The sequence below is a fragment of the Streptomyces sp. NPDC041814 genome (assembly GCF_055590565.1).
Genome location: NZ_JBVJAM010000010.1, coordinates 100,243 through 123,969, shown reverse-complemented (window position 1 = coordinate 123,969; position 23,727 = coordinate 100,243). Strand labels below are relative to the sequence as shown.

Genomic DNA, 23,727 nt, shown 5'->3' with positions numbered 1-23,727 from the left:
GAGAGGCTGAGCACGTGACCCGCACCGAAGGTGCCGGAGGCATCGATCCGCGAGATCTCTGGCGGGAGCAGGACCGGCCCCGGCGCGGGCGCAGACCCGCCTTCAGCCGCGAGGCGATCACGGCCGCCGCCGTCGCCGTCGCGGATGCCGAGGGGATCGACGCGGTCACCATGCGGCGGGTCGCCGCCGAGGTGGGCGCGGGCGTCATGTCGCTGTACAGCTACGCGCCCGACAAGGAGACGCTGCTCGACCTGATGATCGACCACGTCTCCGGCGAGCTGCCCACGTCCGGACCGCTCACCGGCGACTGGCGCGCCGACCTCAAGACCCTCGGCCGCCACCAGCGCGCGAACATGCTCCGCCACCCCTGGCTGCCCGCCGCCGTGCAGGCCCGCCGCACCCTGGGCCCCCGCACGCTCGCCTTCGTGGAGCACGCCCTCGCGGCGCTGCGGCCCATCGGGCTCGACGGGGCGGCCCGGCTGGAGATCTTCGCCCAGCTCACGTCCTTCGTGGCGGCCCATGTGGCCTACGAGGTCGGCCAGGCGCGGGCGGCCCGGGAGCCCGGGCGGGCGGCCGCCGAGGCGCTGTATCTGGCGGAGGTCGCGGCGGACGGCGATCATCCGGAGCTGGCGGAGGCACTGGCGACGGCCGGACGGCCGGTCACCCCGGACGCCATGTTCGACCGCTTCCTCACCCGTCTCGTGGACGGCCTCGACGCGGGCTGAGCCCGTGCGCGTACACACGACGGAACACGCGTGCACACAACGACACCGGCCCCCGGGGACGAATCCCCGGGGGCCGGTGTCTTGGTACTGCTGGAACTACCGATCCGTCAGGATCAGAAGTCCATGTCACCGCCCGGCATGCCGCCCGGAGCGGCCGCGGCGGCCTTCTCCGGCTTGTCGGCGATGACGGCCTCGGTGGTGAGGAACAGCGCGGCGATCGACGCGGCGTTCTGCAGCGCGGAGCGCGTGACCTTCGCCGGGTCGAGGATGCCCTCGGCGATCATGTCGACGTAGTCGCCGGTCGCGGCGTTGAGGCCGTGACCGATCGGCAGGTTGCGGACCTTCTCCACGACGACGCCGCCCTCAAGACCACCGTTGACGGCGATCTGCTTGAGCGGGGCCTCCAGGGCGAGCTTCACGGCGTTGGCGCCGGTCGCCTCGTCACCCGAGAGCTCCAGCTTCTCGAAGACGGCCGAGGCCTGGAGCAGAGCCACGCCACCACCGGCGACGATGCCCTCCTCGACGGCGGCCTTGGCGTTGCGCACCGCGTCCTCGATGCGGTGCTTGCGCTCCTTGAGCTCGACCTCGGTGGCGGCACCGGCCTTGATGACGGCCACGCCGCCGGCCAGCTTCGCCAGGCGCTCCTGGAGCTTCTCGCGGTCGTAGTCCGAGTCGGAGTTCTCGATCTCGGCACGGATCTGGTTGACGCGGCCCTGGACCTGGTCGCTGTCACCGGCGCCGTCGACGATCGTCGTCTCGTCCTTGGTGATGACGACCTTGCGGGCGCGGCCGAGCAGGTCGAGACCGGCGTTCTCCAGCTTGAGGCCGACCTCCTCGGAGATGACGGTGCCGCCCGTGAGGATGGCGATGTCACCGAGCATGGCCTTGCGGCGGTCGCCGAAGCCCGGGGCCTTGACGGCGACGGACTTGAAGGTGCCGCGGATCTTGTTGACGACCAGGGTCGACAGGGCCTCGCCCTCGACGTCCTCGGCGATGATCAGCAGCGGCTTGCCGGACTGCATGACCTTCTCCAGCAGCGGAAGGAGGTCCTTCACGTTGCTGACCTTGGAGTTGACGATCAGGATGTACGGGTCGTCCAGGGACGACTCCATGCGCTCCATGTCGGTGGCGAAGTACGCCGAGATGTAGCCCTTGTCGAAGCGCATACCCTCGGTGAGCTCCAGCTCCAGACCGAAGGTCTGGGACTCCTCGACGGTGATGACGCCTTCCTTGCCGACCTTGTCCATGGCCTCGGCGATGAGCTCGCCGATCTGGGTGTCGGCGGCGGAGATGGAGGCGGTCGAAGCGATCTGCTCCTTGGTCTCCACGTCCTTGGCCTGCTCCAGGAGGGCGGCGGAGACGGCCTCGACGGCCTTCTCGATGCCCCGCTTGAGAGCCATCGGGTTCGCACCCGCGGCCACGTTGCGCAGACCCTCGCGAACGAGCGCCTGAGCGAGAACGGTGGCGGTGGTCGTACCGTCGCCGGCGACGTCGTCCGTCTTCTTGGCGACCTCCTTGACCAGCTCCGCACCGATCTTCTCGTACGGGTCCTCCAGCTCGATCTCCTTGGCGATGGACACGCCATCGTTGGTGATCGTGGGGGCGCCCCACTTCTTCTCGAGGACGACGTTGCGACCCTTGGGGCCAAGGGTGACCTTGACGGCGTCGGCGAGCTGGTTCATGCCGCGCTCGAGACCGCGCCGGGCCTCCTCGTCGAACGCGATGATCTTGGCCATGTGAAGTGGTCCTCCCGGACAGGGGTGGATTGCTCCGGACCGAGTGGCGCCCGCGACGGACGGCCTGCGTGCCCTGCGGTTCCTTCCCCGCCTGGCGTGCGGGCCTCACCGGCCCGGTCCAAATTCTGTCACTCTCACCTGGAGAGTGCTAAGCCAATGATTAGCACTCGACCCCGTCGAGTGCAAGCGCCGAAGGCTCCTTGAGGGGTGGTGGCCGGGCGACGGGAGGGCGCAAGCGCCTCCGGCCGGAGCGTGGACAACCCCCGACCGCCCCCGGCACGCTCCCGGCACGACGAAGGGCCCGTACCCCTAGGTACGGACCCCTCGTACGTGCGTGGCGTCGCGGCCGACGTGCCGTGCCGCGCTTCAGCCGACGGCGAGCTTGACCATGTCCGCCTGCGGCCCCTTCTGGCCCTGCGAGATCTCGAACTCGACCCGCTGACCTTCTTCGAGGGTGCGGTACCCGTCCATCTGGATCGCGCTGTAGTGGACGAATACATCCGCACCACCGTCGACCGCGATGAAGCCGTACCCCTTCTCCGCGTTGAACCACTTGACGGTGCCCTGAGCCATGCCTAACTCCCCTGTAACGTGTGTGCGCCGAAGCGCGTCGACCGCGGCTGAATGTATCTGCCCAACTGCCCTGTGCAACAGGTCAATCGGACGACAATTCTGCGCAGCGCCGATCGCCCGAATACGAGGAATTCATAGGTTTGCAGGGCAAGTCGGGCCCGACAAAGGCGACTTAAGGCGCAAGAGGCGCAGGCACATTGGCTGCTTCTGATCGTGGCGCGGCGCATTCTCATATGCGAGGGGCACGGGCAGCGAAGGGGACTTCCCACACTCTACCCCGCTCAACCATGCAGAATTGCCCCCTCCGCTTCTCTCGCGGAGGGGGCAATTACGGTGACGCAACGGAGCCTTGGACTCAGCAGCCGCCGGCCACGGCGGGGATGATCGAGACGCCGGCACCGTCCGGGGTCGCCGCGTCGAGGCCGCCTTCAAAGCGCACGTCGTCGTCGTTGACGTACACGTTGACGAAGCGGCGCAGCTTGCCCTGGTCGTCCAGCACGCGGGCGGCGATGCCCGGGTGGTCCTTCTCCAGCGAGGCGATGACCTCGGAGAGGGTCGCGCCCTCGGCCGGAACCTCGGCCTGGCCGCCGGTGTAGGTGCGGAGGATGGTGGGAATGCGGACCTTGACGCTCATGGCGGTGCCTTCCTGGTGTCTCGGGTGGTCAGCTGGTGGCGAGTCCGGCGGCGCGGAAGGCGTCCAGGCTCGGGCGGATCGTGGCAGTCGCCTGCGAGGTGTCGGCCACCGCGTCCAGCGTCTTGAGGCCGTCGCCCGTGTTCAGGACGACGGTGGTGAGCGCCGGGTCGAGCAGGCCGGCCTCGATCAGCTTCTTCGTCACGCCGACCGTCACCCCGCCCGCGGTCTCGGCGAAGATGCCCTCGGTACGGGCCAGCAGCTTGATCGCGTCCACGACCTGCTCGTCGTTGACGTCCTCGACCGCGCCACCGGTGCGGCGGGCGATGTCCAGGACGTACGGGCCGTCGGCCGGGTTGCCGATCGCGAGGGACTTGGCGATCGTGTTCGGCTTCTGCGGGCGCACCACGTCGTGACCGGCCTTGAAGGCGGTGGAGACCGGGGAGCAGCCCTCGGCCTGGGCGCCGAAGATCTTGTACGGCTTGTCCTCGACCAGGCCGAGCTTGATCAGCTCCTGGAGGCCCTTGTCGATCTTCGTGAGCTGCGAACCGGACGCGATCGGGATGACGATCTGGTCGGGCAGCTGCCAGCCGAGCTGCTCGCAGATCTCGTACGCGAGCGTCTTGGAGCCCTCGCCGTAGTAGGGACGCAGGTTGACGTTGACGAACCCCCAGCCCTCGCCCAGCGGGTCGCCGATGAGCTCGGAGCAGAAGCGGTTGACGTCGTCGTAGTTGCCCTCGATGCCGACCAGCTCACCGCCGTAGACCGCGGCCATGACGACCTTGCCCTGCTCCAGGTCGTGCGGGATGAACACGCAGGACCGCAGACCGGCGCGGGACGCGGCGGCGCCGACCGCGCCGGCGAGGTTGCCGGTCGAGGAGCAGGAGAGCGTGGTGAAGCCGAAGGCGCGGGCGGCCTCGACGGCGATGGCGACGACGCGGTCCTTGAAGGAGTGCGTCGGGTTGCCGGAGTCGTCCTTCACGTACAGGCCGCCGGTCACGCCCAGCTCGCGGGCGAGGTTGTCGGCCTTGACCAGCTTGGTGAAGCCGGGGTTGAGATTGGGCTTGTCGGCCACGTCGGCGGGCACCGGCAGCAGCGGCGCGTAACGCCAGATGTTGTTCGGGCCGGCCTCGATGCGCTTCTTCAGCTCGTCGGAGGAGCCGCTCGGCAGGTCGTACGCCACTTCGAGCGGCCCGAAACAGGACGCACAGGCGAAAATGGGACCGAGTGCGAATCGTTCACCGCACTCGCGGCAGGAAAGAGCCGCGGCGGGACCGAGGTCCACGGAAGATTCGGTGCTTGCTGCGACGGTTTCAACAGCCATGATGGCGAGGCCCTTTCTCCTCATCTTCCTCACGGCGCTTTTCGCCGCGAGACGGAATTGGCACCTTCCCCACCTGACCTCGCGGTCGGCAGGAGGGTTGCCGGGACTTCAACGGGCCGTTCCCTCTGTCCCTCTGGATGAGCGCTGTGGCGACGGATCATGGATCCGTGCGTTTGTCGGCGGACCGACCCCGGCATGCGATGGCCGTCCGCGTTGTTCAAGACTGTAACCGAAGGACCGGACGGGTGAGATAGCCGTCCGTACCGCGAGATGGATCACATACAGGGAGTATCGACCGTGCTCGAAGAGGTCGAACGCTGGCTGACCAGGCGTTCCTGGTCGGCCGCCGACCACCCGCCGGCGAGCGTGCGGACCGCCGCGAACGGTACGGGCGTGAGCGTCATTCTACCGGCCCTCAATGAGGCCGCGACCGTCGGCGACATCGTCGCGACGATCCGGCGGGAGCTGATGGAACGCATTCCGCTGGTGGACGAGCTCGTCGTGATCGACTCGGGCTCCACGGACGCCACCGCCGAGGTCGCCCGCCGCGCGGGCGCCCGGGTCGTCCACCGCGACGCGATCCTGCCCCGCCTCCCCGCCGTCCCCGGCAAGGGCGAGGTGCTGTGGCGGTCGCTCCTGGTGACCAGCGGCGACATCCTGTGCTTCGTCGACGCGGACCTGAAGGACTTCTCGGCCGACTTCGTCTCCGGCATCGTCGGCCCGCTGCTCGCACACCCCGAGGTGCAGTTCGTCAAGGCGATGTACGACCGGCCGCTCGGCGAGCTGCCCGGCCAGGGCGGCCGCGTCACCGAACTGGTGGCCCGGCCCCTGCTCAATCTGCACTGGCCGCTCCTCGCGGGCTTCGTCCAGCCGCTGGGCGGCGAGTACGCCGTCCGCCGCTCGCTCCTGGAGCGGCTGCCGTTCCCGGTCGGATACGGGGTCGAGCTCGGCCTGCTCGTGGACGCGCTGCACACCGTGGGCCTCGACGCCCTCGCCCAGGTGGACGTCGGCGTCCGCGTCCACCGCCACCAGGACGGCCAGGCGCTCGGCCGGATGGCCGCCGCGATCTACCGCACCGCGCAGGTGCGGCTCTCCCGGGGCCATCTGGTGCGCCCCACGCTCACCCAGTTCGAACGCGGGCCGGACGGGTTCGTTCCGCGCACCTACCCCGTCGACACCCAGGAGAGGCCGCCCATGTGCGAGATCGAGGAGTACGTGGCACGCCGCGCGGCCTGATCACGACCCCACGCCGTCCGACTTCGTACGTTTGGGCGGATCGGGTTCGGGCTAGATTCCGGCCATGGTCTCCGAGCACGCCCCCCAGCCCGCTGCCCAGGTTCTCGTCGCGTCCAACCGCGGCCCCGTCTCGTACGCCGTGGGCGACGACGGCACCCTCGAAGCGAAACGGGGCGGGGGCGGGCTCGTCTCCGGCCTCAGCGCCGTGGACGACAAGATGTGGGTCTGCGCCGCCCTCGGCGACGGCGACCGCGAGGCGGTGCGCCGGGGGGTCGGCGAGCCGGGGGTCCGGATGCTCGACATCGACGCCGGGGTGCACGCCGACGCGTACAACGGCATCGCCAACTCCGTGCTGTGGTTCGTCCACCACATGCTGTACCAGACGCCCGTCGAGCCCGTCTTCGACGCGGAGTTCCGCAGGCAGTGGGTGTCCTTCGAGACGTACAACCGGGCCTTCGCCGAGGCGCTGGCCCAGGAGGCGGGCGAGGGCGCGGCCGTCCTCGTGCAGGACTACCACCTCTCGCTGGTCCCCGGCATGCTCCGCGAGCTCCGCCCCGACCTGCGGATCGGCCACTTCTCGCACACCCCGTGGGCGCCCGTCGACTACTTCCGGCTGCTGCCCGACGACATCGCCGAGCAGCTGCTGCGCGGCATCCTCGGCGCCGACCGCGCCGCCTTCCTGACCCGCCGCTGGGCGGACGCCTTCATCGGCTGCTGCACGGAGATCCTGGGCGGCACCGGCCGCACCCGCGTCGGGGTCCACGGCCTGGGCGCCGACGCCGGATTCCTGCTGAGCCGGTCGCACGAGGCGGACGTGGACGAGCGGATGGCGGCCCTGCGCGAGCAGATCGGGCCCGACCGGAAGACCATCGTCCGGGTCGACCGCACGGAGCTGTCCAAGAACATCGTCCGTGGCCTGCACGCCTACCGCACCCTGCTGGACGAACGCCCCGAGTGGCGCGAGCGCGTCGTGCACGTCGCCTTCGCCTACCCCTCGCGCCAGGACCTCGCGGTCTACCGGGAGTACACCGCGGAGGTCCAGCAGGTCGCCGACGCGATCAACAAGACGTACGGCACGGCCGGCTGGACCCCGGTCGTCCTGCACGTCAAGGACGACTTCGCCCGCTCGCTCGCCGCGTACCGGCTGGCCGACGTCGCCCTCGTCAACCCGATCCGGGACGGCATGAACCTGGTCGCCAAGGAGGTCCCGGTCGTCTCCGACGAGGGCTGCGCGCTGGTCCTGTCGCGGGAGGCCGGCGCGTACGAGGAGCTGGGCGAGCACGCGTTCACGGTCAACCCGTACGACGTCTCGGCCACGGCCGACGCGCTGCACGAGGCGCTCACGCTCCCGGACGACGTCCGGGCCGCCCGCACGGAACGGCTGGCCGAAGCGGCGACCGCGCTGCCGCCGCAGCAGTGGTTCCTGGACCAGCTGGAGGCGCTGCGGCGCGACTAGGGCGTGTTGAGGCGGCCGGCGAGGTCCCGCAGGTACTCGACGACCGCGCCCGGCCCCGGCAGGGCCAGGTCCGCGCGCTCGGCGAGCTCCGGCGCCTCGGCGCTGCCGCTGCAGATGAGCAGCCCCGGAACGGCGTCCTCGTCCCGCGTCCGGAGCTCCTCCACGGCCGCGAACGCGGCGAGGTCGCCCAGGTCGTCGCCCGCGTACAGGACGGACGTGGCGCCGATCTCACGCACGTACTCGGTGAGCGCGACGCCCTTGTCCATGCCCGGCGGGCGCAACTCCAGGACCAGCCGCCCCGGTTCCACGATCAGCCCGTGCCGCGCGGCCAGCTCGCCGAGGGGCCCGCGCAGCGCGTCGAACGCGGCCTGCGGGTCGGCGGCACGGCGGGTGTGCACGGCGAGGGCGCGGCCCTTGTCCTCGGTCCAGGTCTCCCCCTCCGGGTCGAACCGCGCGAGTACGCCGGGGAGTTCGGCGCGCACGGCGTCGACGCCCGGGTGCGGGGCGGGGGCGTGCACGGTCCCGGTCACGGCGTCCCAGCGCTCGGCGCCGTAGTGCCCGAGCACGACGAGGTGGTCGAGCCCTTCGACCCCGGCGACCCCGGCGTACCGCACGGCGACCTCGGCGGGGCGCCCGGTGATCACGGCCACGGACGCGACCTTCGGGGCGAGGGCGGCGAGCGCCGCCACGGCTCCGGGGTGCGCCCGCGCCTGCTCGGGGTCCGGCACGATGTCCGCCAGCGTCCCGTCGAAGTCGAGCGCGACGAGGGCCTGGGCCGGCCGGGCAAGGATGGCGTCCAGACCGGTGCGGCCTGCGATTGTCTGTGGGGTGCCCATGTCCTTGAGCGTATCGCCGCGCGTCCCCGATGCGGGGAGGCAAATCAAGCCCCTGCGGCGTTTGAGCAGCGGGGCCCGGGGCGGAGCCCCGAAAGCAGGCCCGCCGCAGGCGGCACCCGCACGCGCCCCCCTACCGCCGCCCCCGCCGAGCCTCCCGCACGCGCCGAAGGCGGTTCACCGTCACCGGATCCTCCTCCAACGCCCGCCGGTCATCCAGCAACGCGTTCAGCAGCTGGTAATACCGCGTCGGCGACAACCCCAGCCGCTCCCGGATCGCCCGCTCCTTCGCCCCCGCCCCCGCCCACGACTGCCGCTCCACCGCCAGCACCGCACGATCGCGGTCGGACAGCGGCGCGGACTCGGCAGGGCCGTTCGGGGGGTGGGCGGTCATATCAGCCAATATATGGCGCGACCCGCCCCCGCGGAACGCGGAGGCTACTCCGCCGCCTCCGCCTTCGCCGCATCCCGGGCTATCCGCTCCAGCACGCTCCGCGGGTCCGCCCCCGGCTGCACCGCCCCGCCGATGTTCTCCTTGATCGACTCGCTCGCCGCCGCCCAGGAGGTCTTGCCGAACGGGTAGAACTCCGACTCCGACAGCGCCGCCAGGAACTGGTGCAGCGGCTTGTACTTGTCGTCGTCCTCCATCGCCGCGGACGCGCTGTTCGTGGGCGGCAGCAGGTCGTACATGTCGGCGAACTCGATCACGTTCTTGTCGCTGAACAGGTAGTCGAAGAACTTGCCGATCTCGACCCGGTGATCGTTCTGCTTGAAGCCCATGATCCAGTCGGCGACGCCCATCGACCCCTCGGTGGGACCGTGCTCACCCGGAAGCGGGACCATGCCGACCTGGACGCCCTGCTTCTGCGCCTCCTCCATCAGCGTGGGGTGGCCGTTGAGCATGCCGACCTTGCCCTTCGAGAACTCCTCGAACGCCTTGGCGCGGTTCAGTTTGCCGGGGGCGACCGGGCCGACGAGCCCCTTGTCCACGAGGTTCGACTTCAGCCAGTCGAACGTCCTGACGTTCTCCTCGGAGGCGATGTCGTACGAGCCGACCTCGTCGGTGTAGACACCGCCCCCGCTGAGCATCCACATCAGGGTCTCGGCCTGGGACTCCTCCGGGCCGAGCGGCAGCGCGAAGGGGTAGGACACCCCGCGCTGCTTGAGCGCGGCGGCGTCGGAGGCTATGTCGCTCCAGGTCTTGGGGGCGTCGAGACCCGCCTGCGAGAAGAGCTTCTTGTTGTAGAAGAGCAGCCGGGTGGAGGCGACGAACGGCAGCCCGTACTGGATGCGGTTGACCTGCCCCGCGTCGATCAGCTTCGGCAGGAAGTTGGCCTGGGTGGGGATGCTCAGCATCTCGTCGGCCGAGTAGAGCTTCCCGGCCTTCGCGTAGTCCGCGTAGGCGCCGATCTGCGCGATGTCGGGGGCCTTGCCGTCCTTGACCATCTTGGCGACGTCGCGGTCGATGTCGGTCCAGGGCAGGACGGTCACGTCCACCTTGATGCCGGGGTGCGACGCCTCGAAGCTGCGGGCGACGCCGTCCCAGTACTTGTCGGACTTGTTCGCCTCGCTCGTGCCGTAGTCGGCCGCGACCACCTTCAGCGTCACGTCGCCGGAGCCACCGCTCGCGCCGCAGCCCGACAGCGTCGCCGTCATCCCCATCACGGCGACCGCCGCCGTCAGTCCCAAGTAACGCCGCTGCACAGCTCAGTCCGTCCTCGTCGATTACACCGCCCACGGCACCCACGTCCGCGCGGGGCACTCCGGGTGAGCTGCGATTTTCCCCGCCACCGGCGTAGAGGTCTACACCACGGAGGTATCGCTTCCACAACGCAGCAGCATTGCACGGGGCCCGTGGCGACTGCTAAGTAGGTCTCGACGCACGGGTCTTATTGGTCCAGACCTATAGCCGACGGTACGTCAGTTCTCTTACGGACCCGTTCCGTCGCCCCGACCCCGCCCAGCCGCAAGGAGCCGCTCCGCATGTCGCGTACCGCATCTGAGATTGCCACCCAGCCCAGCTGCTGGCGGCGTGCCGCACAGGCGGGCGCGGAGTTCCAGGGGCTTCCCAAGCCGGGCGAGCGCGTCGCCGTCACGGGGTGCGGCACCTCGTGGTTCATGGCCATCGCGTACGCGGCCCTCCGGGAGGCCGCGGGGCAGGGCGAGACGGACGCGTACGCCTCCTCGGAATTCCCGGTGGGGCGGCCGTACGACCGGGTCGTCGCGATCACCCGCTCGGGTACGACGAGCGAGGTGCTGGCGCTCCTGCGCGAGCTGCGCGGGAAGACCGCGACCGTCGCGCTGACCGGCGACCCGGAGACGCCCGTCATGGAGGCCGCCGACGCGGTCGCGGTGCTGGACTGGGCGGACGAGGAATCAGTGGTCCAGACCCGGTTCGCGACGACCGCGCTCGCCTTCCTGCGGGCGGGCCTGGAGGCGGCCGGTCCGCTTCCGGCGGGCGTGAAGACGGTCGCCGAGGCGGCGGTCGACGCGGAGCTGGCCGTGACCGAGCCGCTGGCCGAGGCGGTGGTCGCGGCCGAGCAGTGGACGTTCCTGGGGCGCGGCTGGACCTACGGCCTCGCCCAGGAGGCCGGGCTGAAGATGCGCGAGGCGGCCGGCGCCTGGACCGAGTCGTACCCGGCGATGGAGTACCGCCACGGCCCGATCGCCATCACCGGTCCGAACCGGGTGGCCTGGGTCTTCGGCGCACTGCCCGAGGGGCTGGCCGGTGAGGTCGCGGCGGTCGGCGGGACGCTCGTCGCGCACGGCACGGCGGACCCCATGGCCGACCTGATCCGTGCGCAGCGGCTCGCGGTGGTCCTGGCCGAGTCGAAGGGGTACGACCCCGACCACCCCCGCAACCTCTCGCGCAGCGTGATCCTGCCGGAGCAGCCGTAACCGGTACCGGGATTTTGTATGGATGCGCAACAAACAGCACTAGTGGACTAGACCTTTTGGGTTGCTCGGGCGAAACTGTTCCACGTGAAACACGTCATCGCCCTCGATGTGGGCGGCACCGGAATGAAGGCCGCACTGGTCGGGGCCGACGGCGCCCTGCTCCACGAGGCACGGCGCGCGACCGGGAGAGAGCGCGGCGCCGACGCCGTCGTGGAGTCGATCCTCGCCTTCGCCGCCGAGCTGCGGGCGTACGGCGAGGAGCACTTCGGCGAGAGCGCCCTCGCGGCCGGTGTCGCCGTGCCCGGCATCGTCGACGCGGAGAAGGGGATCGCGGTCTACGCGGCGAACCTGGGCTGGCGCGACGTACCCATGCGGCAGCTGCTCGGCGAACGGCTCGGCGGCGTGCCCGTGGCGCTCGGCCACGACGTCCGCACCGGCGGACTCGCCGAGGGCCGGATCGGTGCGGGCCAGGGCGCCGACCGCTTCCTCTTCATCCCGCTCGGCACCGGGATCGCCGGAGCCATCGGCATCGCCGGGGCCATCGAGGAGGGCGCCCACGGCTGCGCGGGCGAGATCGGCCACATCGTGATCCGGCCGGACGGCCCGGACTGCGGCTGCGGCCAGCGCGGCTGCCTGGAGACCCTGGCCTCCGCCTCCGCCGTCAGCCGCGCCTGGGCTGCCGCGTCCGGCGACCCGAAGGCGGACGCCGCCGACTGCGCCAAGGCCGTCGAATCCGGCGACCCGAAGGCCGTCGAGGTCTGGCAGAACGCCGTCGACGCGCTCGCCGCCGGACTCGTCACCGCACTCACCCTGCTGGACCCGCGCACGCTCATCATCGGTGGCGGGCTCGCCGAGGCCGGGGAAACCTTGTTCACACCACTCCGGGCGGCCGTCGAGGAACGCGTCACGTTCCAGAAGCTGCCCCACATCGTCCCGGCGGCCCTCGGGGACACCGCCGGATGCCTGGGCGCAGGGCTGCTCGCCTGGGATCTACTCTCCACGGAGGTATCCGCCTGATGGCCGGACGCGCAGACAGCACCGTTCTCGCAGGGGCCCGGGTGGTACTGCCCACCGGCACGGTCGAGAACGGCCGGGTGACCGTCGAGGGCACCCGCATCTCCGGCACCCAGGCCGAGAACGCCCCGGTCCTGGACCTCTCCGGCCACTGGATCGTCCCCGGCTTCGTGGACATGCACAACCACGGCGGCGGCGGCGCTTCCTTCACCTCCGGCACCGTGGACGAGGTCCTGACCGGCGTCCGCACCCACCGCGAGCACGGCACCACCACCCTCGTCGCCTCCACCGTCACCGGCGAGATGGACTTCCTCGCCGAGCGCGCCGGCATCCTCTCGGAACTGGTCGAGCAGGGCGACCTCGCAGGCATCCACTTCGAGGGCCCCTTCATCTCGCCCTGCCGCAAGGGCGCCCACAGCGAGGCCCTGCTGCGCCACCCGGACCCGGCCGAGGTCCGCAAGCTGATGGACGCCGCGCGCGGCACCGCGAAGATGTTCACCCTCGCGACCGAGCTGCCCGGCGGCATCGAGTCCGTGCGGCTGCTCGCCGAGCACGGCGTCATCGCGGCCATCGGCCACACCGACGCCACGTACGAGCAGACCGTCGAGGCGATCGACGCGGGCGCCACCGTCGCCACGCACCTCTACAACGCGATGCCCGGCATCGGCCACCGCGCGCCCGGCCCGATCGCCGCGCTCCTGGAGGACGAGCGGATCACCGTCGAGCTGATCAACGACGGCACCCACCTGCACCCGGCCGCGCTCGAACTGGCCTACCACCACGCGGGCGCCGACCGCGTCGCCCTCATCACCGACGCCATGGACGCCGCCGGCTTCGGCGACGGCCGCTACCAGCTCGGCCCGCTCGCGGTGAACGTCGAGAACGGAGTCGCCCGACTGGTCGAGGGCAACTCCATCGCCGGCTCCACCCTCACCCTGGACACCGCCTTCCACCGCGCCGTCACCATCGACCGCATCCCGGTCGAGGACGTCGTCACGTCCATCTCCGCCAACCCGGCGCGGCTCCTCGGCGTGTACGACAAGGTCGGCTCGCTGGAACCCGGCAAGGACGCCGACCTGGTCGTTCTGGACGCGGACTTCCGCCTCAAGGGCGTCATGCGCAAGGGCGAGTGGATCGTCCGGCCCGAGGCCGCGGCGGGCTGAGGACCTACGTAACGAAGAGACGGCGGTTGGCCCCGAGGTCTGGGCCGACCGCCTCCTCTTTGGCATGATCGCTTGGGAAACCAGCACGGAAAGCGCGTTCCGGCAAGGACTCAGCGCGCAGCACGGAACGAACGCGAAAGGGCGGCCGCGGTGATCCTCACGGTCACGCTGAACACGGCACTCGACCTCACCTACTCCGTCCCCGCCCTCGTCCCGCACTCCAGCCACCGGGTCACCGACCTCTCCGAGCGCCCCGGCGGCAAGGGCCTCAACGTCGCCCGCGTCCTCACCGCCCTCGGCCACGACACCGTCGTCACCGGCTTCGCCGGCGGCGCCACCGGGGCCGTCCTGCGCGACCTGCTGGCCGCGCTCCCCCGGCAGAGCGGCACCCTCACCGACGCGCTCGTCCCCGTCTCCGGCGACACCCGCCGCACCCTCGCCGTGGTCGACGCGGCCACCGGCGACACCACCCAGTTCAACGAGGCGGGACCGCACGTCACCGCCGACGAGTGGACCGCCTTCCTCGGCGCGTACGCCGGGCTGCTGGAGACCGCCGACGCCGTCGCCCTGTGCGGCAGCCTCCCGCCCGGCATCCACGTCGGCGCGTACGGCGAACTCGTCCGGCTCGCCCGCACCGCCGGAGTACCCGTTCTCCTGGACACCAGCGGCGAACCGCTGCGCCGGGGCATCGCCGCCCGCCCCGACCTGATCAAGCCGAACGCCGACGAGCTGGCCCAGCTCACCGGCTCCCGCGAGCCCCTGCGCGCCACCCGCGACGCCCGCCGCCGCGGCGCCCACGGCGTCATCGCCTCGCTCGGCCCGGACGGCATGCTCGCCGTCACCCCGGACGGCGTCTGGCGGGCCTCGCCGCCCGCGTCCGTCAAGGGCAACCCGACCGGAGCGGGCGACTCCGCGGTGGCCGGGCTGCTCTCCGGCCTGGTGGAGTCCCTGAGCTGGCCGGACCGGCTGCGCCGGGCGGTGGCACTGTCGACGGCGACCGTGCTGGCCCCCACCGCGGGCGACTTCGACCGCACGGCGTACGAGGAGCTGCTGCCGCGCGTCGCCATCGAGGAACACGCAGCGGGGGCGGCCTGACGCCGCGCCCGCCCCGCACCGGGCCCGCCCGCCGGGCCCGGAGAAACAAACAGAGGTCAGCAATGCCGCTCGTCAGCACCGGTGAACTCGTCTCGGCCGCCCAGGCCCAGGGACGCGGGATCGCCGCCTTCAACGTCATCACCCTGGAACACGCGGAGGCCATCGCCACCGGTGCCGAACGCGCCGGCGCGCCCGCCATCCTCCAGGTCTCCGAGAACGCCGTGAAGTTCCACGGCGGCCGCCTCACCGCCATAGCCGCTGCCGCCGCCGCGGTCGCCCGGACCTCCTCCGCGCCGCTCGCCCTGCACCTCGACCACGTCGAGTCCGTGGACCTGCTCCACCAGGCCCACGACGAGGGCTTCGGCTCCGTGATGTTCGACGCGTCCAAGCTCTCCTACGAGGACAACGTCCGGGCCACCGCCGAGGCCGTCGCCTGGGGCCACGAGCGCGGTATCTGGATCGAGGCCGAGCTCGGCAAGGTCGGCGGCAAGGAGGGCGAGGCCCCGCTCGACGCCCACGCCCCCGGCGTCCGCACCGACCCGGACGAGGCCGCCGCGTACGTCGCCGCCACCGGCGTGGACGCCCTCGCCGTCGCGGTCGGCTCCTCGCACGCCATGACCGAGCGCACCGCCGCCCTCGACCACGAGCTCATCGGCCGGCTCCGCGCCGCCGTCCCCGTCCCGCTCGTCCTGCACGGCTCCAGCGGCGTCCCGGACGACGAGATCCGCCAGGCCGTCGCCGCCTCCGGCATGGTCAAGATCAACGTCGGCACCGCCCTGAACACCGCGTTCACCGGCGCCGTCCGCGCCCACCTGGCCGAGAACACCACGGGCGTCGACCCCCGCAAGTACATCGCCCCCGGCCGCGAGGCCATGGCCGCCACGATCGCCGGGTTCCTCGCCCTGATGGGCTGAGCGGACCGGAAACGCGCCGGCCCCCTCTGCCCGGAGGCGAGGGGGCCGGTAAGTCGTACGCGGACGGTCAGCGGGTCTGGTGACCGGCCTTCAGCGACAGCTGGTCCAGGTTGGCGTCGCACTGATCGCCCTCGTTGCACGAGATCATCAGCGTGTTCTGGCCCTTGACGAGGTTGACGTAGGCGTACGTCGTCGTCCAGCCCTTCTCCAGGTCGCCCTCGGGGGCGTTGGCGAAGTTCTTCATGTTGATCGCGCGCGGGTCCTCCTGGTTGACCGTGAGCGAGGTCTTGGCGTCCTTGCCCGGTACGCCGTACGTCACGAACAGCGTGTACTCGCCGGCGTCCGGCACCTCGACCGTCCAGGTCGCCGACCGGCCCACCTCGTTGAGGTTGATGTACTGCCCGTTCGCGCTCTTGGCGCCCTTCACGGTGTTGTCGAGCCGCGCCGAGCCGCCCAGGTGGAGCGAGGCCGCGTCCTGCTCCGGGAGCTCCGCCGGGGCCGAGGAGGACGGGGACGTCTCCGGGGTCGGGGACTGCTCGACCTGCTTGCCCGGGCCCTCCGAGGACGTCGCCTCGGCCTTCTTGTCCTTGTCGTCGTCGCTCGTCATCAGCGCCGCGCCGATGCCGATGAGCACCACCGCGACCACCGCGACCGCCGCGATCAGCAGGCCCTTGGTGTTCGGACCGCCCTTGCCGGAACCACCGCCGCGACCGCCCTGCTGCGGCACCTGCGTGGTGGCCGCGCCGCCGGGATACGTCTCCGGGGCGGCGTACTGCGGGCTGGGCTGACCGTACTGGCCCTGGGGCGGGTAGCCGTACGCCTGCTGCTGCGGCACCTGCTGGCCGTACTGGCGCTCGCCGACGGCCCGCACCTGGTTGTACGAGGTCCGGGGCACACCCGGCTGGGCGGCGGGACCCGGGTAGCCGTAGCCGCCCTGCCCCGGCGGCTGCGCCCCGGCCGCCTGCCCGTCCGCGTAGAGGTAGCCGAACGGATCGTCGTCCTCGGGTGTGCTCGCGCCGTTGTTCCCGGCCATCCCTGGGTCACTCCTCACCATGTCGCCAGCCGTCGCCGAATAGCGCCGGCCCTCGCCGACCGGCCGAGCCTACCTCGAATGGACGATGTCAAGAATTGACAAGCACCTCGGCGGAAACCCGGGCGGGGACGCCCGGAAGAACGTCAGCCGGCTCTGCGGTGAACCTTCGACCGCGACCGCTTCTCCACGTACATCCGCTGGTCGGCGGAGCGCAGCACCTCTTCCGCGGTCATCCCGCAGGCCGCCCAGCCGATGCCGAAACTCGCCCCCACGCGCACCGCGCGCCCGTCGACCCGAATGGGCGGAATGATCGCATTGCGCAGGCGAACCGCCAGGTCAGCCGCGTCCGCCGCGCCCAGCCCGTCCGCGAGCACGACGAATTCGTCACCCCCGAGCCGGGCCACCGTGTCCCCGTCCCGGACACAGGTGGTCAGCCGCCGGGCCACCTCGATGAGCACCGCGTCACCCGTGTGGTGCCCGAAGCGGTCGTTGATCGACTTGAAGCCGTCCAGATCGCAGAAGAGGACCGCGAGCCCCTTCGCCCCGTCGTCCCGCGATGTGTCCGGCGCCACGGCGTGCACATGGTGGTCGAAGGGGTGGGCGCCCGCACCGGCCACCGGATAGTGCCCCCGCGACTCGTCCACGTCCCCGTACGCCGCGTCCAGCGCCTCCACGTCCGTGGTCGCCGCCGCGTCCGGGCGGGCGCACAGCCGGGCACCGAGCCGGGCCCGCAGCTCCGCGCTGTTGGGCAGCCCGGTGAGCGCGTCGTGCGAGGCGCGGTGCGCGAGGTTCAGCTCATGGCGCTTGCGCTCCTCGATGTCCTCCACATGCGTCAGCAGGAAGCGCGGCCCGTCCGCCGTGTCCGCGACGACGGAGTTGCGCAGCGACACCCACAGGTAGGAGCCGTCCCGGCGGCCCAGGCGCAGCTCGGCCCGGCCGCCCTCGGCGGAGGTACGGAGCAGGGTGCCGATGTCCTCGGGGTGGACCAGGTCGGCGAAGGAGTAGCGGCGCAGCACCGACGCGGGGCGGCCGAGGAGCCGGCACAGCGCGTCGTTCGTCCGCAGCAGCCGCCCCTGCTGGTCGCCGCCCAGCTCGGCGATCGCCATGCCGCTGGGGGCGTACTCGAATGCCTGGCGGAAGGATTCCTCACTGGCCCGGAGCGCCTGCTGCTCGCGCTCCAGCCGGACCAGGGCCCGCTGCATGTTGGCCCGGAGTCTGGCGTTGCTGATCGCGATGGCGGACTGCGAGGCGTACATATGGAGCGCCTCGCGGCCCCAGGCCCCCGGGCGGCGTCCGTTGCGCGGCCGGTCGACGGATATGACGCCCAGGAGGTCCGAGCCGCCGCCGGACGCGTACATCGGGGCGTACAGCCGGTCCTGCGGGTGCCACTCGTCATCGAAGCGGGGCTCCGGGCCCTCCGTGTGCCACTGCGGCACGTCGTCGTCCAGGAGGACCCAGCCCTCGGTGTGCGGTATGAACCGCAGCCCGTCCCACGCCTCGCCCATGAGGAGCCGGCGCTCCCAGGAGGCGCGGGAGCCGACCCGGCCGGTGATCAGGGCCTCGGCGGCGTGGTTCCCGGCGAGGGCGGCGACGACGAGGTCGCCGTCGGGGCGGACGAGGTTGACGCAGGCAAGCTCGTAGCCGAGGTTGGCGACGATCCCGTCGGCCACGGTCTGCAGTGTGTCGGCCAGGCTCCGCGCCGTGTTGAGATCGGCGACGGCCTGGTGCAGCTGCCGCATCGTCGCGAGACGGACGTAGGGCTCCGACTCGGCGTCCATCGCTCGCACTCCCCGAGACCTCGACAGCACTCCAGAATTCATATCGACGTACGTGACGTACTTACTGCAGTGTCACGGCCACTGAATCACAGCGAGCTGTGCACCCGGTACACAGGGTCAGCAAATATTGCACTCTGTGACTCAAGTCACAAACGAGCGGGAAGAGGACACGGCAGGTCAGCGGGGCGAACGGGGGGCGGCGGTCCTAGGACCCGGCTGGTCCCCTGGCCCGATGCGGGGGCGCGTGGAGCGCGGCTAGCGTTCCCGGTGTGTTGCAGACGAAACCCCCCACCCCGCGTACCGAGCCCGTCCCCCATGCTGAGGGGGTGAGCAACGAAGAGTTCCGTGCCGCCCTCTCCCGGCTGGCGGCCGGCGTGGTGCTGGTCACCGCCCAGGAGCCGCCGCTCGACGCGGACGGGCGCGGTGAGGACGTCGGCATGACCGCGACCGCCTTCATGTCCGTGTCCCTGGACCCGCCGCTGGTGATGGTGAGTCTGCGCAACGACTCCCGGATGGACGACCTGCTGGCGGAGCAGCCGCTGTGGGCGGTGTCCGTGCTGGCGGAGAGCCAGCGGCACATCGCGGGCCGCTTCGCGATGAAGGGCCGGATCAGCGACCGGCTGCTCTTCGAGGACATCCCCTACGCACGCGGCGAGGTCACCGGCGCCCCACTGGCGGGCGGTGCGCTCGCGACGCTGGAGTGCCGCACGGAGCAGCGGGTGGTCGCGGGCGACCACACCCTGGTGATCGGCCGCGTGCTGAGCGCACACGTCCCGGGCGGCGACGGCGGACCGCTCACGTACTTCCGGGGCAAGTACCGCCATCTGGGCTGAGTGCGCGGGCCTGAACCCCGCCGGCCCGGGGGGCCGCGCTACCAGTCGCGGCCCGAGCGGCCCCGCTTCGTATCGCCGCGCTGCTTCTTCTCGCGCAGCCGGCGCTCGTTGATCCCGCGCGGCACCTTCTTCTTCACGCGCGGCCTGGGCGGCGGGGCGGACGCCTCCGCCAGGAGGGCCGCGAGGCGTACGGCGGCCGTCTCCCGGTTGCGCCACTGCGAGCGGTGCTCCGACGCGCGTACCGCGATCACACCGCCGGTCAGCCGGCCCGCCAGCCTTTCCAGCGCGCGTTCCTTCCACACCTCGGGCAGCGCCTCGGTGGCCGCGAGGTCGAAGCGCAGCTCGACCTGCGAGTCGCTGGTGTTGACGTGCTGGCCGCCGGGACCGGAGGACCGCGAGAATCGCCACATCAGCTCGGCCTCCGGCAGGGAGACCGAACCTCGGATGACATAGGGCCCGGACATGGCACCCATGTTCCCCGCCCCACCAGCTGTTCGTCACCTCTTTTTGCGGCGCCCCGACGCCTCTTCGGCAAAGAAAGTAAAGGCGGGCGGAACCTCGCGGTCCCCTGTCGACGTTATGACCTGTGACGGTAGCTTCGTGACCGCGAAGCCCGCACCCGACAGATGAAAGGGACTTCCCATGGCAGTAAGCCTGTCCAAGGGCGGCAACGTCTCCCTCACCAAGGAGGCCCCCGGCCTCACCGCCGTCACGGTCGGCCTCGGCTGGGACGTCCGTACCACCACCGGCACCGACTTCGACCTCGACGCCTCGGCGATCGCGGTCAACACCGCCGGCAAGGTCTTCTCCGACGCCCACTTCGTCTTCTTCAACAACAAGGCGACCCCGGACCAGACCATCGTGCACACCGGTGACAACGTCACGGGTGAGGGCGAGGGCGACGACGAGCAGATCAACGTCAACCTGGCGGGCCTGCCGGCCGACATCGACAAGATCGTCTTCCCGGTCTCCATCTACGACGCCGAGACCCGCAGCCAGAACTTCGGCCAGGTCCGCAACGCGTACATCCGCATCCTCAACCAGGCCGGCGGCGCCGAGATCGCCCGCTACGACCTGAGCGAGGACGCCGCCACCGAGACCGCCATGGTCTTCGGCGAGCTGTACCGCAACGGCGCCGACTGGAAGTTCCGCGCCGTGGGCCAGGGCTACGCCTCCGGCCTGCGCGGCATCGCCCAGGACTTCGGCGTCAGCCTCTGACGCCCAGCCAAGGAGCCCCCGGCCGAACGTCCTGCGGCCGGGGGCTCCCGCATGTCCGGAGACCCGGTCATGACCGGTCGAAGGCCGCCGGATAACGGACATGACAGCGCCTCAGTCGGACAAGAACTGGTCAAGGAAATGTGAGGCATTTGTTGGTACACCGTCAATAACGCCGATTCGGTGGCAGGCTCCCGGCTCGTAACCCCCCACGGAACGAGCAACGGAGTCTGCATGACCCCCCACATGAACACCCGTCGCACCGCTGCCCTGGCCGCCGTGGCCGCGATGGTCGTCGTCGGAATGCAGTCCGGTGCGGCGAACGCCCACCCCAACACCCCCGGCGACTCCGCCTCCGCCTCAACCACCCCGGCCTTCAGCAGCGCGTCGGCCCGTACCGCCGCCATCAAGTCCGCCCAGTCCGACGCCTCCGCCACCGCCTCCGCACTGAAGCTGGGCGCCAAGGAGAAGCTGATCGCGCGTGACGTGATCAAGGATGCCGACGGCACCGTCCACACCCGCTACGAGCGCACCTACGCCGGGCTGCCCGTCCTCGGCGGCGACCTCGTCACCCACGCCACCGCCAACGGCAAGCTCAAGAGCGTCACCAAGGCGACCGACGCCCGCATATCCGTGCCGTCCACCACGCCGAAGGTCAAGACCGCGGCGAGCGCCCGCACCGTGATCTGGGCCGGCGACGGAACCCCCGTCCTCGCCCTGGAATCCGTCAGGACCGGAGTCCAGAAGGACGGCACCCCCAGCCGCAAGCGCGTCATCACCGACGCCACCACCGGCAAGGTCCTCCTGAGCTACGAGGAGATCGAGACCGCCGGCGTCGGCAACAGCCAGTACAGCGGCAAGGTCGACCTCACCACCACCGCGTCCGGCTCCGGCTTCGAGCTGACCGACGGCGACCGCGGCGGCCACAAGACGTACGACCTGGGCCAGGGCCAGAGCGGCACCGGCGACCTCGTCACGGACGACGACGACACCTGGGGCGACGGCACCGGCAACGACCGCCAGACCGCCGCGGTCGACGCCCACTACGGCGCCGCCAAGACCTGGGACTTCTACAAGTCCGCCTTCGGCCGGGACGGCATCGCGGGCGACGGCAAGGCCGCGTACTCCCGGGTCCACTACGGCGACGCGTACGTCAACGCCTTCTGGGACGACAGCTGCTTCTGCATGACGTACGGCGACGGCGCCGACAACAAGAGCGCCCTCACCGCCCTCGACGTCGCCGGCCACGAGATGAGCCACGGCCTCACCTCGTCCACCGCCAACCTGAACTACTCCGGCGAGTCCGGCGGGCTCAACGAGGCCACCAGCGACATCCTCGGCACCTCCGTCGAGTTCTTCGCCGACAACGCGACCGACGTCGGCGACTACCTCATCGGCGAGAAGATCGACATCAACGGCGACGGCAGCCCGCTGCGCTACATGGACGAGCCCAGCAAGGACGGCGGCTCGGCCGACTACTGGGACAGCGGCGTCGGCGACCTCGACGTCCACTACTCCTCCGGCGTCGCCAACCACTTCTTCTACCTGCTGTCCGAGGGCAGCGGCGCGAAGACCATCAACGGCGTCGACTACGACTCCCCGACCTCCGACGGCTCCACCGTCACCGGCATCGGCCGGGACAAGGCCGTCCAGATCTGGTACAAGGCCCTGTCCGAGTACATGACCTCCACCACCGACTACGCGGACGCCCGCACCGCCACCGAGAAGGCGGCGACCGACCTCTACGGCGCCGACAGCGCCGAGCTCAAGGCCGTCGACGCGGCCTGGAGCGGCGTCAACGTGAAGTAACCCGTACGCGGGAGCGGGAGCCGGTCAGCCGTCCGCGGCGGGCCGGCTCCCGCCGTACAACCACGCCTTCCACAGGTCCGACAGGTCCTGGCCCGTCTCCTCCTCCACGTACGCCGTGAAGTCGGCCGTCGACGCGTTGCGGTGCCGGTACTTCTTCGTCCACCCCCGCAACAGCGCGAAGAACTCGTCGTCGTCGTCCACCGCCTCTCGGATCTTGTGGATGACCATCGCCCCGCGCCCGTACACCGGATCGTCCGAGATGGCCGCCGCCGACGGCGGATCGGCGGGCGGGAACGCCCAGTTGTCCTTGTCCTCGTAGGCGTCGTCGAACGACTCCTCGGCCAGGGTGTCGTTCTTCTCCTCCTCCCACAGCCACTCCGCGTACGTCGCCAGACCCTCGTTCAGCCACATGTCGCGCCAGCTCTCCGGCGTGACCGAGTCGCCGAACCACTGGTGCGCCATCTCGTGCACGAGCAGCCCGACGCCCGGCGGGCCGGGGAAGAAGGGCCGCGTCTGCGTCTCCAGGGCGTACCCCGCGTCGTCCTCGCGGTCCACGATCGCGCCCGTCGCGGAGAACGGATACGGACCGAAGTGCTCCGCCTCCCACGCCACGACCTCCGGGACGCGGGCGACCGTCCGCGCGCTCGCCTCCGCCACCTCCGGGTCCACGGCCGTGAACACCGTGATGCCCCCGGCCATCGTGGACGTCTTCGTCTCGAACCGCCCGACGGCCAGCGTCGCGAGATAGCTCGCCATCGGCTCGGCGGTGTGCCAGCGGAAGGTGGTCCGGCCCTTCTCCGTCACCGGCGGCCCGGCGAGCACGCCGTTGGAGACCGCCGTGAGCCCCTTCGGGACGGTCACCGTCAGGTCGTACGCGGCCTTGTCGCCCGGGTGGTGGTTCCCCGGGAACCAGGCCATCGAACCGGTCGGCTCACCGAGTGCCAGCGACCCGTCGTCGGTGGGCAGCCAGCCCTCCTCGGACTCGTCCGGGTCCGTGATGGTCTTCGGGGAGCCGGAGTAGCGCACGACCGTACGGAACGTCTCGCCCTTCCGCAGCCGGTCCTCGGCCTTCGCGTCCGTACGGAGCGTCAGCTCGTTGCCCGCCCGGTTCACGGCGGCCGGACGCCCCTCCACCGTCGCCGAATCCACGGTCAGCCCGGCCAGGTCCAGATTGAACGAGCTCAGGTCCTGCGTGGCCCGCGCGGTGATCTCGGCCGTCCCGCGCAAGGTCTGCTCGTCCGGGTCGACGTCGAGCGTGAGGGCGTAGTGCGTGACGTCATAGCCCCCGTTGCCCAGCTTCGGAAAGTACGGATCGCGCACTCCGGAAGCGCCCGGCTTGCCCTCCACCCCGCCCGTGCAGGCGGGCGCGAGGAGCGCGAGGGCGAGCAGGGGGAGGGCGGCGCGGGTGGCCCTTCGGCATGCCGGGGTTCGATGATCCACACGGATGATCCTATGTGCGGA

General features: G+C 71.1%; 22 protein-coding genes and 1 riboswitch. Of the genes, 11 read left to right on the top strand and 11 right to left on the bottom strand.

Annotation, left to right across the window (positions count from 1 at the left end):
- Window positions 1–14 precede the first annotated feature (14 nt).
- Window positions 15–725, top strand: a complete 711-nt coding sequence (locus ACZ6C6_RS24755) for a TetR/AcrR family transcriptional regulator (RefSeq protein WP_469205436.1) — start codon at window positions 15–17, stop codon at window positions 723–725.
- 113 nt (window positions 726–838) lie between these two features.
- Here the strand turns inward: ACZ6C6_RS24755 and groL are convergent, their stop codons facing one another.
- From groL to thrC, 4 genes are all read right to left on the bottom strand, one after another.
- The gene (gene groL, locus ACZ6C6_RS24750; RefSeq protein ID WP_073862394.1) at window positions 839–2,461 is read right to left on the bottom strand and encodes a chaperonin GroEL; all 1,623 of its coding nucleotides are present in this window, start codon (window positions 2,459–2,461) and stop codon (window positions 839–841) included.
- 366 nt (window positions 2,462–2,827) lie between these two features.
- The gene (locus ACZ6C6_RS24745; RefSeq protein WP_003967346.1) at window positions 2,828–3,034 is read right to left on the bottom strand and encodes a cold-shock protein; all 207 of its coding nucleotides are present in this window, start codon (window positions 3,032–3,034) and stop codon (window positions 2,828–2,830) included.
- A 355-nt stretch (window positions 3,035–3,389) separates the two neighbouring features.
- The gene (locus tag ACZ6C6_RS24740) at window positions 3,390–3,668 is read right to left on the bottom strand and encodes a MoaD/ThiS family protein (RefSeq protein ID WP_018101573.1); all 279 of its coding nucleotides are present in this window, start codon (window positions 3,666–3,668) and stop codon (window positions 3,390–3,392) included.
- Window positions 3,669–3,696: 28 nt separating this feature from the next.
- Window positions 3,697–4,989 (bottom strand): threonine synthase, encoded by a 1,293-nt coding sequence (gene thrC, locus ACZ6C6_RS24735; protein WP_469205435.1) that lies wholly within the window; start codon window positions 4,987–4,989, stop codon window positions 3,697–3,699.
- Between the two features lie 17 nt (window positions 4,990–5,006).
- Window positions 5,007–5,133: riboswitch (SAM riboswitch) on the bottom strand.
- A 153-nt stretch (window positions 5,134–5,286) separates the two neighbouring features.
- Here thrC and ACZ6C6_RS24730 point away from each other — a divergent pair.
- Both ACZ6C6_RS24730 and ACZ6C6_RS24725 read left to right on the top strand, forming a co-directional pair.
- Window positions 5,287–6,225, top strand: coding sequence for a glucosyl-3-phosphoglycerate synthase (locus tag ACZ6C6_RS24730; RefSeq protein ID WP_469205434.1), 939 nt, complete (start codon window positions 5,287–5,289; stop codon window positions 6,223–6,225).
- A gap of 64 nt (window positions 6,226–6,289) precedes the next feature.
- Complete coding sequence (locus tag ACZ6C6_RS24725; RefSeq protein ID WP_469205433.1) at window positions 6,290–7,681, top strand: alpha,alpha-trehalose-phosphate synthase (UDP-forming); 1,392 nt, start codon at window positions 6,290–6,292, stop codon at window positions 7,679–7,681.
- Here the strand turns inward: ACZ6C6_RS24725 and otsB are convergent.
- The 3 genes from otsB to ACZ6C6_RS24710 form a co-directional block, all read right to left on the bottom strand.
- Entirely contained in the window at window positions 7,678–8,517 is an 840-nt protein-coding gene (otsB, locus tag ACZ6C6_RS24720) for a trehalose-phosphatase (protein WP_469205432.1), read from the bottom strand. The two genes, ACZ6C6_RS24725 and otsB, sit on opposite strands and share 4 nt — an antisense overlap.
- Window positions 8,518–8,647: 130 nt before the next feature.
- The gene (locus ACZ6C6_RS24715) at window positions 8,648–8,908 is read right to left on the bottom strand and encodes a DUF3263 domain-containing protein (protein ID WP_164401777.1); all 261 of its coding nucleotides are present in this window, start codon (window positions 8,906–8,908) and stop codon (window positions 8,648–8,650) included.
- Between the two features lie 44 nt (window positions 8,909–8,952).
- On the bottom strand, window positions 8,953–10,176 hold the full coding sequence (locus tag ACZ6C6_RS24710) for an ABC transporter substrate-binding protein (RefSeq protein ID WP_469205720.1): 1,224 nt from the start codon (window positions 10,174–10,176) through the stop codon (window positions 8,953–8,955).
- Between the two features lie 321 nt (window positions 10,177–10,497).
- Here ACZ6C6_RS24710 and ACZ6C6_RS24705 point away from each other — a divergent pair, with 321 nt between their 5' ends.
- From ACZ6C6_RS24705 to ACZ6C6_RS24685, 5 genes are all read left to right on the top strand, one after another.
- Window positions 10,498–11,412 (top strand): SIS domain-containing protein, encoded by a 915-nt coding sequence (locus ACZ6C6_RS24705; RefSeq protein ID WP_469205431.1) that lies wholly within the window; start codon window positions 10,498–10,500, stop codon window positions 11,410–11,412.
- 123 nt (window positions 11,413–11,535) lie between these two features.
- Window positions 11,536–12,429, top strand: a complete 894-nt coding sequence (locus ACZ6C6_RS24700) for an ROK family protein (protein ID WP_469205718.1) — start codon at window positions 11,536–11,538, stop codon at window positions 12,427–12,429.
- Window positions 12,429–13,589: an N-acetylglucosamine-6-phosphate deacetylase gene (gene nagA, locus ACZ6C6_RS24695; protein WP_469205430.1), complete on the top strand. Its 1,161-nt coding sequence runs from the start codon at window positions 12,429–12,431 to the stop codon at window positions 13,587–13,589. Before ACZ6C6_RS24700 ends, nagA begins: the two co-directional genes overlap by 1 nt.
- 150 nt (window positions 13,590–13,739) lie before the next feature.
- Window positions 13,740–14,684 (top strand): 1-phosphofructokinase family hexose kinase, encoded by a 945-nt coding sequence (locus ACZ6C6_RS24690; protein ID WP_469205429.1) that lies wholly within the window; start codon window positions 13,740–13,742, stop codon window positions 14,682–14,684.
- A 62-nt stretch (window positions 14,685–14,746) separates the two neighbouring features.
- The gene (locus ACZ6C6_RS24685) at window positions 14,747–15,598 is read left to right on the top strand and encodes a class II fructose-bisphosphate aldolase (protein WP_469205428.1); all 852 of its coding nucleotides are present in this window, start codon (window positions 14,747–14,749) and stop codon (window positions 15,596–15,598) included.
- A 67-nt stretch (window positions 15,599–15,665) separates the two neighbouring features.
- On the opposite strand, the gene ACZ6C6_RS24680 is transcribed toward ACZ6C6_RS24685, so the two are convergent.
- Window positions 15,666–16,631 carry a carbohydrate-binding protein gene (locus tag ACZ6C6_RS24680; protein WP_469205427.1) on the bottom strand — a complete coding sequence of 322 codons (966 nt, stop codon included), beginning with the start codon at window positions 16,629–16,631 and terminating at the stop codon, window positions 15,666–15,668.
- Between the two features lie 143 nt (window positions 16,632–16,774).
- Window positions 16,775–18,409, bottom strand: coding sequence for a diguanylate cyclase CdgB (gene cdgB, locus ACZ6C6_RS24675; RefSeq protein ID WP_469205426.1), 1,635 nt, complete (start codon window positions 18,407–18,409; stop codon window positions 16,775–16,777).
- Between the two features lie 269 nt (window positions 18,410–18,678).
- On the opposite strand from cdgB, the gene ACZ6C6_RS24670 reads away from it, so the two are divergent.
- Window positions 18,679–19,242 (top strand): flavin reductase family protein, encoded by a 564-nt coding sequence (locus ACZ6C6_RS24670; protein ID WP_469205425.1) that lies wholly within the window; start codon window positions 18,679–18,681, stop codon window positions 19,240–19,242.
- 38 nt (window positions 19,243–19,280) lie between these two features.
- Here the strand turns inward: ACZ6C6_RS24670 and arfB are convergent, their stop codons facing one another.
- Window positions 19,281–19,715 (bottom strand): alternative ribosome rescue aminoacyl-tRNA hydrolase ArfB, encoded by a 435-nt coding sequence (gene arfB / locus ACZ6C6_RS24665; protein ID WP_469205424.1) that lies wholly within the window; start codon window positions 19,713–19,715, stop codon window positions 19,281–19,283.
- Window positions 19,716–19,884: 169 nt separating this feature from the next.
- Here arfB and ACZ6C6_RS24660 point away from each other — a divergent pair, with 169 nt between their 5' ends.
- Window positions 19,885–20,460 (top strand): TerD family protein, encoded by a 576-nt coding sequence (locus ACZ6C6_RS24660; protein WP_469205423.1) that lies wholly within the window; start codon window positions 19,885–19,887, stop codon window positions 20,458–20,460.
- Between the two features lie 231 nt (window positions 20,461–20,691).
- Window positions 20,692–22,266 carry a M4 family metallopeptidase gene (locus ACZ6C6_RS24655; RefSeq protein ID WP_469205422.1) on the top strand — a complete coding sequence of 525 codons (1,575 nt, stop codon included), beginning with the start codon at window positions 20,692–20,694 and terminating at the stop codon, window positions 22,264–22,266.
- Window positions 22,267–22,290: 24 nt separating this feature from the next.
- Here ACZ6C6_RS24655 and ACZ6C6_RS24650 read toward each other — a convergent pair whose 3' ends face one another.
- The gene (locus tag ACZ6C6_RS24650; protein WP_469205421.1) at window positions 22,291–23,706 is read right to left on the bottom strand and encodes a M1 family metallopeptidase; all 1,416 of its coding nucleotides are present in this window, start codon (window positions 23,704–23,706) and stop codon (window positions 22,291–22,293) included.
- Window positions 23,707–23,727: the final 21 nt, after the last annotated feature.